The 17578-nt window shown below is 65.5% G+C and carries 14 protein-coding genes; 2 read left to right on the top strand and 12 right to left on the bottom strand.

Annotation, left to right across the window (positions count from 1 at the left end):
• Positions 1 to 143 precede the first annotated feature (143 nt).
• Positions 144 to 1520, top strand: coding sequence for a TAXI family TRAP transporter solute-binding subunit (locus QTI24_RS25975; RefSeq protein WP_286604289.1), 1377 nt, complete (start codon positions 144 to 146; stop codon positions 1518 to 1520).
• Positions 1521 to 1539: 19 nt separating this feature from the next.
• Here the strand turns inward: QTI24_RS25975 and QTI24_RS25970 are convergent, their stop codons facing one another.
• Both QTI24_RS25970 and ettA read right to left on the bottom strand, forming a co-directional pair.
• Complete coding sequence (locus QTI24_RS25970; protein WP_286604288.1) at positions 1540 to 2841, bottom strand: PQQ-dependent sugar dehydrogenase; 1302 nt, start codon at positions 2839 to 2841, stop codon at positions 1540 to 1542.
• Positions 2842 to 2931: 90 nt separating this feature from the next.
• The gene (ettA, locus tag QTI24_RS25965; RefSeq protein WP_286604286.1) at positions 2932 to 4593 is read right to left on the bottom strand and encodes an energy-dependent translational throttle protein EttA; all 1662 of its coding nucleotides are present in this window, start codon (positions 4591 to 4593) and stop codon (positions 2932 to 2934) included.
• A gap of 282 nt (positions 4594 to 4875) precedes the next feature.
• Between ettA and QTI24_RS25960 the strand changes: the two genes are divergently transcribed.
• The gene (locus tag QTI24_RS25960; RefSeq protein WP_286604285.1) at positions 4876 to 6702 is read left to right on the top strand and encodes a DEAD/DEAH box helicase; all 1827 of its coding nucleotides are present in this window, start codon (positions 4876 to 4878) and stop codon (positions 6700 to 6702) included.
• Between the two features lie 55 nt (positions 6703 to 6757).
• Here QTI24_RS25960 and QTI24_RS25955 read toward each other — a convergent pair whose 3' ends face one another.
• From QTI24_RS25955 to QTI24_RS25910, 10 genes are all read right to left on the bottom strand, one after another.
• Positions 6758 to 7828 carry an ABC transporter ATP-binding protein gene (locus QTI24_RS25955; protein ID WP_286604284.1) on the bottom strand — a complete coding sequence of 357 codons (1071 nt, stop codon included), beginning with the start codon at positions 7826 to 7828 and terminating at the stop codon, positions 6758 to 6760.
• A gap of 15 nt (positions 7829 to 7843) precedes the next feature.
• Positions 7844 to 8695: a carbohydrate ABC transporter permease gene (locus QTI24_RS25950; RefSeq protein ID WP_286604283.1), complete on the bottom strand. Its 852-nt coding sequence runs from the start codon at positions 8693 to 8695 to the stop codon at positions 7844 to 7846.
• Positions 8692 to 9567, bottom strand: a complete 876-nt coding sequence (locus QTI24_RS25945) for a carbohydrate ABC transporter permease (protein ID WP_286604282.1) — start codon at positions 9565 to 9567, stop codon at positions 8692 to 8694. Before QTI24_RS25945 ends, QTI24_RS25950 begins: the two co-directional genes overlap by 4 nt.
• 19 nt (positions 9568 to 9586) lie before the next feature.
• The gene (locus tag QTI24_RS25940) at positions 9587 to 10963 is read right to left on the bottom strand and encodes an ABC transporter substrate-binding protein (protein WP_286604281.1); all 1377 of its coding nucleotides are present in this window, start codon (positions 10961 to 10963) and stop codon (positions 9587 to 9589) included.
• A 77-nt stretch (positions 10964 to 11040) separates the two neighbouring features.
• Positions 11041 to 11787, bottom strand: a complete 747-nt coding sequence (locus QTI24_RS25935) for a FadR/GntR family transcriptional regulator (RefSeq protein ID WP_286604280.1) — start codon at positions 11785 to 11787, stop codon at positions 11041 to 11043.
• A gap of 9 nt (positions 11788 to 11796) precedes the next feature.
• Positions 11797 to 12756, bottom strand: coding sequence for a 2-hydroxyacid dehydrogenase (locus tag QTI24_RS25930; protein WP_286604279.1), 960 nt, complete (start codon positions 12754 to 12756; stop codon positions 11797 to 11799).
• Positions 12753 to 13730 (bottom strand): Bug family tripartite tricarboxylate transporter substrate binding protein, encoded by a 978-nt coding sequence (locus QTI24_RS25925; protein WP_503011313.1) that lies wholly within the window; start codon positions 13728 to 13730, stop codon positions 12753 to 12755. The genes QTI24_RS25930 and QTI24_RS25925 overlap by 4 nt, the downstream gene beginning before the upstream one ends.
• 165 nt (positions 13731 to 13895) lie before the next feature.
• On the bottom strand, positions 13896 to 15392 hold the full coding sequence (locus QTI24_RS25920; RefSeq protein WP_503011312.1) for an N-acyl-D-amino-acid deacylase family protein: 1497 nt from the start codon (positions 15390 to 15392) through the stop codon (positions 13896 to 13898).
• The gene (locus tag QTI24_RS25915; RefSeq protein WP_286604278.1) at positions 15389 to 16291 is read right to left on the bottom strand and encodes a MurR/RpiR family transcriptional regulator; all 903 of its coding nucleotides are present in this window, start codon (positions 16289 to 16291) and stop codon (positions 15389 to 15391) included. The genes QTI24_RS25920 and QTI24_RS25915 overlap by 4 nt, the downstream gene beginning before the upstream one ends.
• Before the next feature lie 8 nt (positions 16292 to 16299).
• A complete protein-coding gene (locus QTI24_RS25910) occupies positions 16300 to 17571 on the bottom strand; it encodes an amino acid deaminase (protein ID WP_286604277.1) in 1272 nt (423 codons plus the stop codon).
• Positions 17572 to 17578 lie beyond the last annotated feature (7 nt).

The raw sequence follows: 17578 nt of genomic DNA, 5'->3' as shown, positions 1-17578 counted from the left end.
GACTCCTGCGCAAAGCCTTGCTAGGGCCTTTGCCCACACCTCATTCGCAAGCGCTTTGTAACGAGGGTCAGCTCAAAAGCAAATGAAAATGCCGCTGCCGCGCCACTCGCAAACAAGATCAAGAGCCCGTTCCACGTCACCGCATGCCTCAAGCCATACGCCTTTTCCTTCTTTCCATCCGTGACTTGATCGCTTCCGCCGGACCGGTGATCTTCCTCGTCATCGGACTGCTGGTCGCAGCCTACTGGTGGCTCCAGCCCCAACCGCCCAAGCAAGTGACGCTCGCCACCGGGCCCGCCGGCAGCGCCAACGCAGAGTTCGGCAAGCGCTACGCTGCGGCGTTGAAGACCGACGGCATCGAGGTCGTGCTCAAGCCGACCGACGGCTCCCTGGACAACCTGCAGTTGCTGCGCAACGGTGGGGCCGACGTGGCGTTCGTGCGCGGCGGCAGTGCCGATCCCGTGAAGGATGAGGAGGCCGGCCTCACCTCGCTCGGCAGCCTGTTCTTCGAGCCACTCTGGTTCTTCTATCGCACCGACGCGGCGCGCAAGATCGACCGCAAGACCGCGACGCTCACATCGCTCACGCAACTCAAGGGGCTGCGCATCAATGTCGACAAGCCCGGCAGCGGCGTGCCCGACATCATGGACAGGATGTTCCGCGCCAACCACATGGACTCGGCGACCCTGGAGCTGTCGAACCTCGAACAGACGCCCGCCACCGAGGCGCTGCAGGCCGGCCTGCTCGATGTGATCGTGCTGGCCTCGGCGCCCCAATCGCCGCTCGTGCAGCGGCTGCTGCGTGCGCCGGACATCCAACTGATGGATTTCGCGCAAAGCGATGCCTATTCGCGCCGCTTCGCCTTCCTGCAACCTGTGACCTTGCCTCGCGGCGTGGTTGACCTGGCGTCCGATCTGCCGTCGCAAGACGTGTCGCTGCTTGCCGCGACCACGTCGTTGCTGGCGCGCGAGGAGACGCATCCTGCGCTGCGGCAACTGTTCGCGCAAAGCGCGCAGACCCTGCACGGCGGCGCGGGCTGGTTCAACCGTGCACGCGACTTCCCCAACACCCGCACCAGCGAACTGCCGGTGAGCCCCGAGGGCGATCGCGCGATCAACGGAACGCCGCCGTTCTGGCAGCGCTATCTCCCCTTCTGGGCCAGCAATCTGGTCGAGCGGATGTGGCTGGTGCTGGGCGGCTTGCTGGTGTTGATGCTGCCCTTGAGCCGCGTGGTGCCCCCGCTCTATCAGTTCCGGGTGCGCCGCCGCGTTTTCCGTTGGTATGCGCGCTTGCGCGATGTCGAGTCGCGGCTCGAATCCGGAAAAGGCACGACCGAGGCGTTGCTCAAGGAGCTGGACGATCTGGACCGGGTGGTCAACAAGGTGGCGGTGCCGCTGTCCTACGCGGACGAGCTCTATGCGCTGCGCAACAACATCTACGCAGTCCGCAAGCGCATCCTGGCGAGATCGCCGCAAGACGACGAAGGCACATCGCTGGCTGTTGCGCCGCGCTCCGCCTGACCCCAAGTGGGGGCGAGCTTCACCTCTCTAGACGAAGCAGCTTCCCATTGCTGCTGTCCGTCAGCAGGTACAGCCATCCGTCCGGACCTTGCCGTACATCGCGGATGCGCTCGCCGCGATCGGCGAGAAGCCGTTCACGCGACGTCACCGTGTTGCCGTCGAGGGTGAGCCGCCACAACGCCGTGCCGGCGAGCGCACCGACGAACAGATTGCCCGTCCAGGCCGGCAGCTTGTCGGCCGTATAGAAGGCCATGCCACTCGGCGCGATCGATGACTTCGCCGTTCCGGGCGTCCAGGCGGAGCCGTCTATCTTTTCCCAGTACGTCAGCGGCTGCTCCATGCCCGCCTTGGCCGTGCCTTCACCGACCTGTGTGAGCGTGCCGTATTCCTGCCCGTAGCTGATGACCGGCCAGCCGTAGTTCCGGCCGGCGAGGGTCAGGTTGACCTCGTCGCCGCCTTGCGGGCCGTGCTCGCTGGTCCAGAGCTCACCCGTCACCGGATGCAGCGCCGCGCCCTGCGGATTGCGATGGCCGTAGCTCCAGATGTGCGGCTGCGCCCCCGCCGTAGCCGCGAACGGATTGCCCGATGCCGGGGCGCCGTCGGTGGTGATACGCACGACCTTGCCGTTGCCGCGCGTGAGGTCCTGCGCAAAGCCCCGCTGCGTGTCCAGCAGCCGATCGCCCAGCGTGACGAAGAGAAAGCCGTTGCGGTCGAACACCAGGCGCGAACCGAAATGCGCCGTGCTGTCCACCTTGGGCGATTGCCGGTAGATGACCACGAGATTGGCGAGGCTGCGGTTGTTCGCATCGAGTTCGGCACGCGCGACGGCGGTGCCGTTGAGGTTGGGATTCGACCCATCCCGCTCGGAGTAGCTGATGTAGATGCGGCGATTGCCGGCAAAGGCAGGATCGACGGCGACGTCGAGCAAGCCGCCCTGCCCGATCGCCGCCACAGCCGGAACGCCGCTGATCTGATCGGCGCCGCCGTTGACGGGGGAACCGTCGGCATTGCGCAACCTCAACTGGCCGCCGCGCTGCGTGATGAGCATCCGGCCGTCGGGAAGGAAGGCTAGGCCCCATGGGGTATCAAGGCCCGTCGCCACCTCGGTGACCTTGACGGTCATCGGCGCCACGGGAGCGCCCCCCGCAGGCTGCGCGGGACTGCCCGCGTTCGGCTGGGCCGGGGGAAGCGCAGGCGTCGGGACCGTCGCGGTGGCGCCGACACCCAATGCGGCGACCGACATGTTGGCGCCACCACCACCCCCTCCGCACCCCGCGAGAAGCGCCAGCGCCGCCGCAAAGCATCGAATCGTCACTTTCATGCCCGCTCCTTCTGGCGCTACCGCGCCGAACTGGAATGGGCCGGAGTTTGCTCCGCCCAGGCACCTTGCGGCGCCCGGATTAGCCCTCTGTTACTTCAGCGCCTTGAAACGCATCCGGTGCGGCTTGGCGCCCTCTTCGCCCAGGCGCTTCTTCTTGTCGGCTTCGTACTCCTGGTAGTTGCCGTTGAAAAAGGTCCACTGGCTGTCACCTTCGGCCGCCAGGATGTGCGTCGCGATACGGTCGAGGAACCAGCGGTCATGGCTGATGACCAGCACGGAGCCCGCGAACTCGAGCAGCGCGTCTTCCAGCGCACGCAGCGTTTCGACGTCCAGGTCGTTCGACGGTTCGTCGAGCATCAGCACGTTGCCGCCCGCGATGAGGGTCTTGGCGAGGTGCAGGCGGCCGCGTTCACCACCGGACAGCGTGCCGACCTTCTTCTGCTGGTCGGCGCCGTTGAAGTTGAAGCGTCCGGCATAGGCCCGGCTCGCCATCTGGAACTTGCCCACGTTGATGATGTCGAGGCCGTTCGAGATGTCTTCCCACACGGTCTTCTCATTCGCGAGCGCGTCGCGGGTCTGGTCGACGAAGGCCATCTTGACCGTCTGGCCGACCACCACGTCACCGCTGTCCGGCTTCTCCTTGCCGGCGATGAGCTTGAACAGCGTCGACTTGCCGGCGCCGTTCGGGCCGATGATGCCGACGATCGCGCCCGCGGGGACCTCGAAGCTGAGGTTGTCGATCAGCAACCGGTCGCCGAAGGACTTGCTGACGTTCTTGAATTCGAACACCTGGTTGCCCAGGCGCTCCGCCACGGGGATGAAGATTTCCTGCGTTTCGTTGCGCCTCTGGTATTCGAAATCGCTCAGTTCCTCGAAGCGGGCCAGGCGCGACTTGCTCTTGGCCTGACGCGCCTTGGGGTTCTGGCGTGACCATTCGAGTTCCTTCTTCAGGGCCTTGGCGTGGGCTTCCTCGCTCTTCTGCTCCTGCGCCAGGCGTTCGCCCTTCTGCTCGAGCCAGGTGCTGTAGTTGCCCTTCCATGGAATGCCGCGGCCGCGGTCCAGTTCGAGAATCCACTCGGCGGCGTTGTCGAGGAAATAGCGATCGTGGGTGATGGCCACCACGGTGCCCGGAAAGCGCTGCAGGAACACTTCGAGCCATTCGACCGATTCGGCGTCCAGGTGGTTGGTCGGTTCGTCGAGCAGCAGCATGTCGGGCTTGCTCAACAGCAGGCGGCACAGCGCGACACGGCGCTTTTCGCCGCCCGACAGAACGCCGATGTTGGCTTCCCACGGCGGCAGGCGCAGCGCATCGGCGGCGATTTCGAGCTGATGCTCGGAGTCGGTGCCGGCGGTGGCGATGATGGCTTCGAGCTCGGCCTGCTCGGCCGCGAGCGCATCGAAGTCGGCGTCTTCGGCGCCGTAGGCCACGTACACCTCTTCGAGGCGTGCCTTGGCCGCGTAGACCGCACCCATCGCCTCCTCGACGGATTCACGCACCGTGTGCGCCGCGTTCAGCTTGGGCTCCTGCTCCAGGTAGCCGATCGTGAGACCGGGCATTGGCAGCGCCTCGCCTTCGATTTCCTTGTCGATGCCGGCCATGATCTTCAGCAGCGACGACTTGCCGGAACCATTCAGGCCCAGCACGCCGATCTTGGCGCCCGGGAAAAAGGAGAGCGAAATGTCCTTCAAGATCTGCCGCTTGGGCGGCACGGTCTTGCTGACCTTGTTCATGGTGTAGACGTACTGGGCCATCAGATTGCTTGCGTTCAGAGAGGTGGGAGGGGTTGCGCAAACGCCCGGAACCGGACGCGGCAAACCGTGGATTATCGACTCATGCGACAATATCGTCTGTTGCCGGGTCCAGTTGCCCGCAACGCCGGCTCTCCGCCGGGGACGAAGAAGGCCAATTCCCTCGACAGGGGCGGGCCTTCCGGCTCCCACTCCTGACCTCATCCGCCCTTACTGGCTCGACGTCCAACTTGACGCCCGAGCGGGTGGATACCACTGCGCCGTGTAGGGCGCTTATTGAACTCAATGAACTTTGATGAACTGAAGCTGGCCCCGGCCATCTTGAAGGCCGTGCATGAGCAGGGCTACGAAACTCCCACGCCGATCCAGGCCCAGGCCATTCCGGCCGTGCTCGACGGCCACGACCTTCTGGGCGGCGCCCAGACCGGCACCGGCAAGACCGCTGCCTTCACCCTCCCGCTGCTGCACAAGCTCACCATGAGCCGCAGCGCCACCAACAAGTTCGGCGGCACCGGCGTTCGCGCCCTGGTGCTGACCCCCACGCGCGAACTCGCGGCCCAGGTCGAGGAATCGGTCCGCACCTACGGCAAGTACCTGCAACTGACATCGACCGTGATCTTCGGCGGCGTCGGCATGAATCCGCAGATCAGCAAACTCAAGAGCGGCGTCGACATCCTCGTGGCCACGCCCGGCCGCCTGCTCGACCTGCAGCAGCAAGGCATGCTCGACCTCTCCACCGTGCAGATGCTGGTGCTCGACGAAGCCGACCGCATGCTTGACATGGGCTTCATCCACGACGTGAAGAAGATTCTCGCGCTGGTGCCGAAGGAAAAGCAGAGCCTGCTGTTCTCGGCCACCTTCAGCGACGAGATCCGCGATCTCGCGGCCACGCTGCTGAAGAATCCGCAAAGCATCCAGGTCACGCCGCGCAACACCACGGTGCAGCGCATCTCGCAGGTGATCCACCCGGTCGGCCGCGGCAAGAAGAAGGCACTGCTCGCGCACATCATCAACGAGCACAACTGGAGCCAGGTGCTGGTGTTCACCCGCACCAAGTTCGGCGCCAACAGCGTGGCCGAGTTCCTGACCAAGAACGGCATCGAAGCGATGGCGCTGCACGGCAACAAGAGCCAGAGCGCCCGGACGCAGGCGCTGGCCGGCTTCAAGAGCGGTGATATCCGCGCGCTGGTCGCGACCGACATCGCCGCACGCGGCATCGACATCGACGAGTTGCCGCACGTCGTGAACTACGAGATCCCGAACGTCAGCGAAGACTACGTGCACCGCATCGGCCGCACCGGTCGGGCCGGCGCGAGCGGCGAGGCCGTGAGCCTGGTCTGCCTGGATGAGGAAGGCTTCATGCAGGAGATCGAGCGCTTCACCAAGCAGCAGATCCCTGTCAAGACCATCGACGGCTTCGGCCCCGAGGAAGGCGAACGCGCCGAGCCCATCGCTATGGGCCGCCAGACCATTTGGGGCGGCGCCGGTCGTCCGCCGAGCCGTGACGTGATGCAGGCCGCAGCCAAGGCCGCGCGCCAGGAAATGATGCAGCGCATCCGCGAGAACAAGGCCGGCCAAGGCGAACGCGCTGGTGGCGGCGGTGGAAATGGCGGCAACGGCGGCGGCCAGCGTCGCGGTGGCAACGGCCAGGGCCAGGGCGCACCGGCAGGTCGCAGTGCCAATGGCGGCGGCCAGGGCCAGCGTGGCCAGGGTGGTCGCGGCCAGGGTCCGGCACGCGGATCGCAAGGACCGGCGCGGGCGCCGCACCATGCACCGGTGCATCACCATCATCACGACCACCTGCCGCACGAAGAGCGCCAGCCGCGTCATCACGGCAACAGCCACAGCCCGACGCAAGCCGATGCAGTCGCGCACCTGCGCGCTGAAGCGGTGGCAGGCGGTGCGGGCCAGCCCGATCCGTTGCGCACTAGCGTCGACAGCCTCGGCAGCGGTCGCGGTCGTCGCAGTGGCGGCGGCGGTGGCTACGGCGGTAACCGTTCCGGCGGTGGCGGTGGTGGCCGTTCGGGTGGCGGTCGCTCCGGCGGCGGCTACGGTGGCGGCGGCGGCGGTGGCGGATACGGTGGCGGCGGTGGCCGCTCGTTCGGTCGCTGAGAACACGACCATCCGGCAAACAAAGGGCGCTTCGGCGCCCTTTTTTCTTTTTCGATCAGCTCAACCGCTGGCCACTTTGTCGGTCGAACAAATGCACGCTCTCACTGGCAATCACGAGCCCGACCATCTGGTCGGGCTGCGCGTCCACCCGCCCGTGCACCGCGAGCGTGATCTGGGCTTCCCCGACCTCGACCAGCAGTTCCGTCTCCGCGCCCGTCGGCTCGACCACGATGACCTTGGCCGGTACGCCATTGGCGGCATCCGACAACGTGATGTCGCCCGGTCGAACACCGTAGTGCACTGCCTTCCCCTCCGCCACGGCCGTGCCGGCCGGCACAGGCCACAGTGCGCCCTGGGCCTCGACGGCGCAGCTTCCGTTGCTCCGCTTCACCGATCCCTCGATCACGTTCATCGACGGTGAGCCGATGAATTGGGCAACGAACAGGTTGTCCGGCCGGTCATAGAGTTCCAGCGGCGTGCCGATCTGCTCGACCGCGCCGTCGTGCATGACCACGATACGGTCGGCCATGGTCATGGCCTCGATCTGGTCGTGCGTGACGTACACCGTGGTGGTCTTCAGGCGTTGGTGCAGCGCCTTGATCTCCGCGCGCATTGCGACACGCAACTTCGCATCCAGATTCGAAAGGGGCTCGTCGAAGAGGAACACCTTGGGGTCACGCACGATGGCCCGCCCCATCGCGACACGCTGACGCTGCCCGCCGGAGAGTTCGCGCGGATAGCGTCCGAGCAGCTTGTCGAGATTGAGGATCTTCGCCGCGTCCGCCACTCGCTTCTCCGTCACGCCTTTGTCGGCATTGCGCAGGCGGAGGCTGAAGCCCATGTTCTCGCCCACCGTCATGTGCGGATAGAGCGCGTAGCTCTGGAACACCATCGCGATGTCGCGGTCCTTCGATTCGAGTTCGTTGACCACACGGCCGTCGATCATGATCTCGCCGCCGGTGATGTCCTCCAGGCCCGCGAGCATGCGCAGCAACGTGGACTTGCCGCAGCCCGAGGGCCCGACCAGCACGACGAATTCGCCGTCCTCGATCTCGAAGCCGAGCCGCTCGATGATCTGCGTCTTGCCGTAGGACTTCTGGACGTTCTGAAAAGTGACTGAAGCCATTTTGTTCTTTCTCCCTTAGCTCTTGACCGCGCCGGCGGTGATGCCACCGACCATGTAGCGCTTGAAGGTGTAGTAGATCGCCGCGGGCGGCAGCGCATAGATCAGGCCCGTGGCCATGAGCAGTTCCCATGGCGAATCGTCTGCCGCGAGGAAATTGCCGAGCGCCACCGCGAGCGTCACGCTGCGGTCATTCGACAGCAGCAGGAAGGCATAGAGGTATTCGTTCCACGCCAGCAGCAGCGCATAGGTGCCGACCGCGACCAGCGAGGGCACCATCAGCGGCAGGTACACCAGGCGGAACAGTTGCAGCGGCGACGCGCCATCCATGCGCGCAGCTTCGTCGAGTTCATACGGGAGCTTGTCCGAAGCCTGCTTGAGCACCCAGATGCAGTACGGAGACGCGATGGTCACCATCGCGAGGATCAGCGACCACTGGCTGTTGAGCAGTCCATAGTTGCCCATGGTCTTGTACATCGGCACCGCGAGGAAGGCCGCGGGGATGAAGTAGGTGAAGAGCGCCATGTTCATCACGGTGCGGCCTCCCCGCAGGCGCAGGCGGCTGATCGCGAAAGCTGCCGTGGTCGCGACGAACAAAGTGATCGCCCCGACCGCGACGGCGATCAGCACCGAGTTGCCTAGCTGCACCCAGAAGTGGTCGAGATAGAAGTGCCTCTGATGGAAGACGGTGCTGAAATTGTCCAGCGTCGGCGACTTGGGCCACAGGCGCCCGCTCGTCGCTTCGCCGCGCGGCGAGATCGCGAACAACACCATGTGATAGACGGGGATGATCGTCCACAGCAGCACGGGGATGCCGATCAGCAGGAGCTTGGCCTCGTTGCCGACGGACTTCAAGGTCCAGCGCTTCATTTCGAGAGCCTCTTCATCATGAAGTACACGAGGGGCAAGATGAGTGGCAACGCCACCACGATCGACGCCATCGACAGATCGACCTGGTCGAGCCGCAAGTACCGGATGCCCAGCGTCGCGAGCACGTGCGTCAGGTCGGCCGGGCCACCACCGGTCAACAGATAGACGCTGTTGAAGTCACCGAGCGTCCAGATCATCGACAGGATCAGCGACGTGACGTACAGCGTGCGCAGCGCCGGCCAGCTGATGAACTTGAACTTCTGCCACGAGCTCGCCCCATCGACGGACGCGGCCTCGTACTGCTCGGTCGGGATAGACAGCCGGCCGGCCACCAGGATCAGCGTCCAGAACGGCAGCGACTTCCAGATGTGCATCAGCATCGCGAAGCTCAGCGCCAGCGTCGGGTCGTTGAGCCAGTTCGGACCATCGAGCCCGGTCAGGTGAAAGATGGTGCTGTTGATCACGCCCCACTCGGGGTTGAGCATGAAGCGCACCGACAGGATGGTCGGGATCGACGGCACCGCCCACGGCAGGATGAAGATCCCCGCGAGGATCTTGATCCACCAGCGCGACTGCACGAAGAAGCCCGAGAGCACCAGCGCCACCAGCATCTTCACATTGATGGCGACGACGAGAAAGATGATCGTGTTGATGACCGACCTGAAGAAGATCGGATCGGCCACCAGGTGCACGTAGCTTTGCGGATGGCGTGCCAGCCAGAGGCCGTAGCACACCGGGTAGAGCACGAAGATCACGAACACCAGCAGATAGGGAACGACCATCAGTCGTCCCCAGAACTGCCAGCGTCCGAGCTTGATGGCGGGTGTCGGGGCGGCGCCGGCCGCGGTCACGGCGCTTGCGGTGGAACTCATGGTCGGCTGCCGCGTCAGGTCAACGTGCGACCGTCTTGATGCGCTCGATCATCTCGTCGACCGCCTTGTCCACCGGCACCTTGTCGCTCACGACGCGGTTCATCGCCTTGGCCCACACGTTTTCGTTGTTGAGGATGGTGAAGCGGTAGTTCTTCGTGAATTCGAAGGTCACCGTGCCGGCCGCGTACTGGTTGAACACCGACTTGCGATGTGAATCGGCCTGCCAGAACGGGCTCGCCTGCCCCGCCTTGGTCACCGGGAACCAGCGGCCAAGCGAACCCTCGACGTAAGGCGTGAGGTTTTCCTCCTGCATCAGGAAAGTCACGAACTCCTTCGCGCGCTGCTTGTTCTTGCCGTCCTTGAACACCACGCCCGTTTTCACGGCCGTGCGGTAAACCATCTTGCTGCCGTCAGGCTTGGACGGGAAGCCCGCCGTGCGGATGCGTTCGAAGTAGTTCTTCTTGGCTTCCTCGCGCTGCTCGGGCGTGAGCGAGGCGTTATTCGAATCGTCGAGCCACTTGGCCGGCAGCGAGATGGTCGCGTTATGCGTCATCACGGTCGTCTTGTTATGGAAGGCGACGTTGTTGTCCGGATCCTTCCAGCTCGTGGACGACGGCGGCGTGCAGCCCTTCTGGTAGGGCGTGACGTAGTCGGTCATGGCGCCGATCAGGCCTGCACGAACGGCGGGGTCGTCGACCAGCAGCTTGCCGCTATCGCTGACCATCTTGACGTTGTACGCATCTGCAAAGGTCAGGAACGAATAGAACGAGTCGCTCGAATCCACGCCCATCGGCATGCCCATGCCGAAGGTGCGCTTGCCGCTCTTCTGACGGCTGGCAGGTTGCACCTTCTCGCACCAGAACGACCAGTATTCCTTCCACGTGGTCGGAATGTCCGACTCCTTGAATCCCGCCTCGGCCAGCATGTCCATCCAGTAGTTGATGTGCATCGTCTGCTGCTTGATCGGGAAGGCGTAGTAGGCCTTCGATTTCGTCTGGTCGTTGTAGAGGAACGTGGTCTCGACCGTGTTGGGCGCGAAGCGCGACGCCATCGGCCCGATCACGCTGCTGATGTCCTCCAGCTTGCCGTCGAAGGCCCACTTGCCCGTGACCTGGAAGTCGTAGACGTCGGCATAGGCCACGTCGGGCGGACTGCCCGAATCGAGCGCCGAGACGGTCTTGGGGATCATGTCCTGCACCGGATACTGCGACAGTTCGACCTTGACGCCCTTGTGCTTCTCCTCGAACTTCTTGATGGCCGCGAACAAGGCTTCGTCCTCCGCCTTGTAGAAGCCCTTGACCCACCAGACGGTGAGCTTCTCCTGTGCCGAAGCCTGGCCGGCGACGGCGAGGCCGAGGGCCATCAACGTCGGTATCACGAGTGCTTTGAGTTTCATGCTTCTGTCTCCTTTTTTCTGCGACGGGATTGCTCGATGACCGAGCGGAGGGTTGGGAACGGGATAGCCAGGCGCGGTCAAGCCGCGGCCTTGAGACGCGGCGGTGGACGGCTGAGTCGCGGCAGGCGACGGCGCGAACCGATCACCTCCTCGATGTCCTCTCGCGCACCATCGATGAGCTTGATGATGGCCCGCTCGGCCCGCGCCGGGTTGTGCGCGATCACCGCGTCGAGCACAGCGCGGTGCATGGGCAGCGACTGCGCGGGGCCGTCCTTCTTGACGGTGGAAATCTCGAAGCTGGTTCGCAGCAAGGCGTGCAGCGCCTTGCTCATCTGCGCGAGCATGCGGTTGCGCGCGGCGCGCAACAAGCCATGATGAAAGCGCAGGTCGAAGGTCACGTAGTCGCCGCCAAACTCCACGGCGTGCTTCATGCCGGCGTAGGCCGCCTCGATCTCCTCGATGTCCTCCGCGGTCGCGCGCTCTGCGGCGAGCCTGACGGCGGCGGGCTCGACCGCACGACGCAAGTCCTGCAGGTCTCGAAGGAACTCGGGCGTGAGGCCGGCGCGGGCCTGCCAGGTGATGACGTCGGGGTCGAACCAGTTCCACCGGTCATCCGGCAGCACACGGGTGCCGACCTTGGGGCCCGTGATGATCAACCCCTTGGCGACCAGCGACTTCACCGCCTCGCGCACGACCGTCCGGCTGACACCGAACTCCTCGCACAGCAGGGGCTCTGCCGGCATCGGCATGCCGATGGCATAGCGGTGCGACACGATCGCCTCCCCCAGCAGGTCGAGCGTTCGGCCGTGGATGTTCTTCGTCATGCAGCGCCTTCAGGCGTCCACTGGCGTGAGCAGGGGCTTGCCCGAAAAGTGCGCGCGCAAATTGTCGAAGGTCAATTGGCCCATGGCTTCGCGCGTCTGCTTCGTTCCGCTTCCGATGTGCGGGGTCAGCACCACGTTGGGCATGGCGCGCAGTTCCTCGGGGACGTTGGGCTCGTTCACGAAGACGTCGAGTCCGGCACCGGCGATGACGCCGTTGCGCAACGCATCGATCAGCGCCGGTTGATCGACGACGCTGCCGCGCGCCACGTTGATGAGGTAGCCGTCGGGCCCGAGGGCCTTGAGCACGCGAGCGTCGATCATTCCGCGCGTGCCCGCGCCGCCAGGCGTGATCACGATCAGGAAGTCGACGACTGCCGCCAGTGAGGCCGCATCGGGGTAGTAGGTGTAGTTGAGGTTCGGGCGCGGGGAGCGTGCCGTATAGGCAATCTCCATGTTGAAGGCCGCAGCGCGATGCGCGATCGCCTGGCCGATACGGCCCATGCCGACCACGCCGAGCCGACCACCCGTGACCTTGCGGCTCAGCGCGATCGGGCCGTTTGGCCACTCGTTCGCACGCACGAAGCGATCGGCCTGCGGAATACGCCGTGCCACCGCAATCATGAGTCCGATGGCGAGGTCCGCCACGTCGTCGTTCAGCACTTCGGGCGTGTTCGTCACAGGAACACCGCGCTCGTGCGCGGCGGCGACATCGACGCCGTCGTAGCCCACGCCGAACACCGAGATCACTTCGAGCGCCGGCAATTGCGCGATCAACTCGCGAGGCACCTTGGCCTCGCCGTTGGCGACCACGCCGCGGATGCGCGGCGCGACGCCGCCAAACGCAGCAGGATCGCTCACATGGATGCGGTCATGAATGGTGTATTCGCGGCACAGCGCTTCCATGAGAAAGGGCATCAGTGGCGCGACGACCAGGAGCTCGGGCCGCTCGGCGGTGTTGGTTTGGCTCATGCCTTGATCCCCAGCTTCTGCACGAGTTGCTTGAAGTATTCGTGGTCGCGCTGCATGGCCTGCCCGAAGGCCTCGGCATCGAGGTACGCGAAGCCGAGGTTGAGCTTCTCGAGCTGTTCGCGAAGCATGGGCTCTTCGGCCGCCTTGCGTGCGGCCGTGCGCAGCGTCGTCACGATGTCGGGCGGCGTGGCCTTGTGCACGGCAAGGCCGCGCCACGTGCCGATCGACAGGTCGATGTTGCGTTCCTTCAAGGTCGGCACCTTGACGAAGGCCTTCAGTCGCTGGTCGGACATGACGGCGAGCATCTTCAGCTTGCCGCCTTGCACGTGCGCCGCCACCTCACCGGGGCTCACCGCGACCGCATCGATGTGGCCGCCGAGCAGTGCCACCACACCGGGCGCCGCGCCCTGGTAGGGCACATGGTTGAACTTGACCCCGGTCTTGTCTTCCAGGCCCGCGGCAGCAAGGTGCCAGATCGAACCATTGCCGGAGTTGCCGACCTTCATCTCGCCGGGCTTGGCCTTGGCCGCGGCCAGGAATTCCTCGATGGTGTTCCATGGCGCCTCGGTGCGCACGGTGATGGCTGACGGGTCGGCGTTGAGGCGCGCAACCGGCTGGAAGTCCGCGTAGGTGAACTTCGAAAGACCGAGGTGCGGAAGGATCACGAGCTCCGCGATCACCACGCTCACCTTGTAGCCGTCGGGCTTGCCGTTGAGCACATCACTCATGCCGACCACGCCGCTGGCGCCCGGCTTGTCGTTCACGACCATGGGCTGCGGAAAGTGCTTCTTGACGGCTTCCGAGAACGCGCGTGCCAGTGCATCCGTGCCGCCACCGGCCGATGCAGGCACCACGAGCTCCACGGGCTTGGTCGGGAAGTCATTGGCTCTCACCGAGAAAGCCACTGGCAGCATTGCCGCGGCACCCAGGCCCTGCAGCATGCGCCGGCGCCTCGCGTTCATCGAATGGGGCATGGAATGTCTCCTGCTAAACCGGCATCGAGGTTGAATCTCCACTCAACAACGCCAGTCTGCAGCGCTGCCGATTCAAATCATATGATGATTGAATTCGATGCCCGGCAGGACAAACCCTGATGGTCAGGGCGGCGCAAAACAGGGGGGCTTTCGCGCGCTGCGCAATCAGCCCTGCAGCGCCGGCACCTTCGCACGCACCACGAAGCGACCCGCGCGTGCCCCTGTCTCGCGGCCTTCGGCGGTGTAGCTCAACACACCGTTGACCCATACGCGTTCGATCCCTTCGCTCAACTGCCGCGGCTGCTCGAAGGTCGCGCCATCCTTGACGCGCAGCGGATCGAACAGCACCACGTCGGCCATGTAGCCGGCCTTGATCAGCCCTCGTTCGCCAATGCGAAAGCGCGCCGCCGACATGCCCGTCATCTTGTGGATCGCCTGTTCGAGCCGCAGCAATCCCTTCTCGCGCCAATAGCTCGCAAGCACACGCGGAAAGGCGCCCCACAGCCGCGGATGCGGCCTCTCGTCGTGCGGCAGGCCATCCGAGCCGATCATCGAGAGCGGGTGCGTCATCACGCGCTGCACGTCGTCCTCACGCATCTGGAAGTAACAGGCGTTGCCGGGCTTCAGGCGCACCGCGGCTTCCTTTTGCGATATGCCCCACTCCGCCGCGATGTCTGCGAGGTAACGCCCGCCTACCTCGGGATGGGGCTGGCTGCCGGTGATGAGGATGTCGATGATGCCGTCGACAAGATCCTCGCGCAGCACGGTGGAGCCGGCGGTGTACGGGTACACGTCCATGCCGATCTCCTGGCTGCGCGCCAGTTCTTCGATGAGCGGCAGGGTCTCGCGCGTGCGGCCCCAGTTGTCCGGGCCAGCGCACTTGTGGTGCGAGATGACGAGCGGGAGGCCGGACTGGCGAGCAGTCAGCGCGGCTTCCTGCAGGGCCGGAAGAATGCCGGCCAGTTCGTCTCGAATGTGGGTGGCATACACGCCGCCATTGCGCGCGGCCACACTGGCCACTGCGACGAGTTCATCGACATCAGCCGCGTAGGCTTCCTCGTAGAACACGCCCGAGGACAAGCCCAGCGCGCCCGCATCCATGGCCTCCTGCATGTCGGCGGCCATCGCAGCGCGCTCGGCCTCGTTGGCAGCGCGGTCCAGCACGGGCATGTGACGCATGCGCAGCGCTGTGTGCCCGAGCAGTGCCGCGACGTTGACGCCGGGCCGCGCCGCATTCACCGCATCGGCATAGGCGCGCATGGTGGCGTGGCGAAACTGACCACGCCCCAGCAGCGAGAGCGGCGCCGGCGGTGCATCCGTCACCACCGGCGCGAGCGAGATGCCGCAGTTGCCGACGATCACCGTGGTCACGCCCTGGGACAGCTTGGGCAGCATGTCGGCCTTCTCGATGGCAGCGGCGTCGTCGTGCGTGTGCACGTCGATGAAGCCGGGCGCGATGACCAAACCTGTGCAATCGATCTCCTGCACGGTGCCGCGTTCGCGAAGGCTCGCCAGCAATTCGGGCGGCGTTGCGCCGGGCGCCGCAACGGAAGCAATGCGCTCGCCGACCAGCAGTACGTCACCGAGCCAGCCCGGGCTGTCGCTGCCGTCGACGATCTGGCCGCCCTTGAGCAGCGTGGACTGAGTGTCTTGCATGGTCATGGCCTCTCGTCGTTGGTCTCCGTGGCCCCCGAATACTCGGCGCTGTCGAAGCCGTGCTTGTGCAGCAGTTGCTTGAACTGCTGCAGCCCACGCGTTGCGACCGGCCCGAGCTTCTGCGCAAGCCGCACCATCAGGACCTCGATCACCACGAGGTGCGCGAGGTAGGCCTCGGTGCCGACGCGCATCACCGCATCCTGCGGGACCGACACGGCCAGCACGAGGTCCGCGATTTCGGCCAACTGCGTATCGGGTTGCGTGAGGGCCACCACCGTGGCACCTTGCGAGCGGGCGAAGCGCGCCGCCTCCAGCGTGTAGGGCATCCGCCCCACGTGCGAGATGACGAAGGCCACGCCGTCGGGTCCCAGCGTGCTGGCCGAGACCAGTTGCTGGTGCGCATCGAAGATGGCGTTGGACGTGCACCCGAGCCTGAACAGGCGGCTCTGCAGTTCGCTCGCCATGAAGGTCGACGCCGCCCCCACCGAATAGCAATCGATGCGCCGCGCGGCGGCCAACCGTGTCGCGACTTCGTCGACCACGGCGACGTCGATGCGACGGCCCAGTTCGGTCAGCGACGACACGGCCGCATGGATGATCTTGCTGGCGACGTCGCCCGCGCTGTCTTCCGCGAGGACGCTGCGGTGCAGGTACGAGCCAGTGACCGCGAGATCCTGTGCCAGCGCCAGCATGAATTCGCGCACTGACTCGAAGCCGAAGCTGCGGCAGGTCCGAACGATGGTCGGCATCGAGACACCGGCTTGCTGCGCAAGTTGCTCCACGGTGGCGGCGACGGCGGCGCGCGGGTCTTCGAGCACGCATTGCACGACGCTGCGCTGCGCGGCCGGTAATTCGGCCATGCGCTCGCGCAAGCGCTGCAGGAGATGGGCTGCGGAGTCGTTCATCGAAAGCCTCAGAAGCGCGTGCTGATGGCGCCGGTCACGGCCCCGTCGTCCTCGACCAGCGCGAGCCAGCGCCACTTGTCGAAAGTGGTGCAAGGGTGCGAGATGCCCAGCGCGACGCGGTCGCCGACCTGCGGCACCGGGCCGGCGGGGTCGAAGCGCAGATAGGCATGTTGGTCGTTGAGGGCACTGATCGTCCAGCCCGCAGGCACAGCGGCGGCCGTGCGTTCGCCCCGCGGCGCGTGGCGCACCGGGATCGGCATTTCGAGGTCGTAGGAGATGTCCCGGCGGCCGCACGTCAACAGCGCCAAGCCCGGCTCCGGTACCGACTGCACCATCGCCCAGACTTCCAGCGCTGCGCGCAGGGACTCGTCCAGCCCTTCGCGCTGCTCGACCTGCTTCAGGAAGCGCGCGTAGTTGCCGTTGTCGTGCGTGACGTAGCAGCCCGACCGCAGCACACCCCGCACCGGCCGCGAGAGGCCTTGCGCGCGAAGCAGCGGCACGACGAGGTCGAACACCGCCGACCCACCGGCCGTCAGCATCACGGTGTCGTCGCAGAAGAGGTTCTCGGCATCGCAGGCGCGTGCGACCTCGAGCACACGGTTGACCAGCGCAGTGACCTCGCGCGCGTCATGCTCACTGTCGCAACGCGCCAGACCGCCTTCGTAGCATTCGATGCCGCCAAGTTGGACCACCTTCGAGCGCGAGACGGCGGCGGCCAGCGTGAGCGCTTCTTCCAGCGTGCGACAGCCGGTTCGCTGGCCGGGTATGCCGATCTCGATCAGCACGTCGAAGCAGCGTTTGCACTGCCGGCGCTGCGCCCAGTCTTCGACCAGCGCCAGTTGCGCCAGCGAATCGACCAGGAACCACACGCGCAGGTCGTTGTGCCCGGCCAGCAGCATGTCCAGCCCGTCGAGGTCGGCATCGCACATCACCTGATTGGCGATGATGGCGCGACGGGTGCCTGCCTCCACGCCCACCGCGAGCTGGTAGATGGTCGCGAAGGTCAGGCCCCAAGCGCCGCCGGCCAGCTGCTGCGCAAAGAGTTCGGGCGACATGGTGGTCTTGCCGTGCGGCGCCAGCGTCACGCCCTTTCGCCGCGCGTAGTCCTGCATCCACGCGATGTTGTGAGCGAGCGCCGAGCGGCGAATGACGGCCAGCGGATACGACAGGTCGTCCGCCAGCACGTTCCATCCCTTCTGGCCAATGTCAGCCGCGCGGCATGGTGCGGCCTCGAGCGGATAGCTCTTGCTGCGGTGGTCCAGGATGAACTCTTCTGTCATGTGTATC

It is taken from the genome of Variovorax sp. J22P240, assembly GCF_030316855.1.
In the GTDB taxonomy this organism is placed as follows: Bacteria; Pseudomonadota; Gammaproteobacteria; order Burkholderiales; family Burkholderiaceae_C; genus Variovorax.
The sequence above is the reverse complement of the archived record's forward strand: the minus strand, read 5'-3'. Positions and strand labels throughout refer to the sequence as shown.

What these genes read in the sequence shown, in the direction of transcription:
- QTI24_RS25945 (WP_286604282.1), bottom strand. Translation starts at nt 9,567, where the DNA reads ATGAGTTCCACCGCAAGCGCCGTGACCGCGGCCGGCGCCGCCCCGACA.
- QTI24_RS25915 (WP_286604278.1), bottom strand. Translation starts at nt 16,291, where the DNA reads ATGAACGACTCCGCAGCCCATCTCCTGCAGCGCTTGCGCGAGCGCATG.
- QTI24_RS25925 (WP_503011313.1), bottom strand. Translation starts at nt 13,730, where the DNA reads ATGCCCCATTCGATGAACGCGAGGCGCCGGCGCATGCTGCAGGGCCTG.
- QTI24_RS25975 (WP_286604289.1), top strand. Translation starts at nt 144, where the DNA reads ATGCCTCAAGCCATACGCCTTTTCCTTCTTTCCATCCGTGACTTGATC.
- QTI24_RS25960 (WP_286604285.1), top strand. Translation starts at nt 4,876, where the DNA reads ATGAACTTTGATGAACTGAAGCTGGCCCCGGCCATCTTGAAGGCCGTG.
- QTI24_RS25940 (WP_286604281.1), bottom strand. Translation starts at nt 10,963, where the DNA reads ATGAAACTCAAAGCACTCGTGATACCGACGTTGATGGCCCTCGGCCTC.
- ettA (WP_286604286.1), bottom strand. Translation starts at nt 4,593, where the DNA reads ATGGCCCAGTACGTCTACACCATGAACAAGGTCAGCAAGACCGTGCCG.
- QTI24_RS25955 (WP_286604284.1), bottom strand. Translation starts at nt 7,828, where the DNA reads ATGGCTTCAGTCACTTTTCAGAACGTCCAGAAGTCCTACGGCAAGACG.
- QTI24_RS25935 (WP_286604280.1), bottom strand. Translation starts at nt 11,787, where the DNA reads ATGACGAAGAACATCCACGGCCGAACGCTCGACCTGCTGGGGGAGGCG.
- QTI24_RS25920 (WP_503011312.1), bottom strand. Translation starts at nt 15,392, where the DNA reads ATGACCATGCAAGACACTCAGTCCACGCTGCTCAAGGGCGGCCAGATC.
- QTI24_RS25950 (WP_286604283.1), bottom strand. Translation starts at nt 8,695, where the DNA reads ATGAAGCGCTGGACCTTGAAGTCCGTCGGCAACGAGGCCAAGCTCCTG.
- QTI24_RS25930 (WP_286604279.1), bottom strand. Translation starts at nt 12,756, where the DNA reads ATGAGCCAAACCAACACCGCCGAGCGGCCCGAGCTCCTGGTCGTCGCG.
- QTI24_RS25970 (WP_286604288.1), bottom strand. Translation starts at nt 2,841, where the DNA reads ATGAAAGTGACGATTCGATGCTTTGCGGCGGCGCTGGCGCTTCTCGCG.
- QTI24_RS25910 (WP_286604277.1), bottom strand. Translation starts at nt 17,571, where the DNA reads ATGACAGAAGAGTTCATCCTGGACCACCGCAGCAAGAGCTATCCGCTC.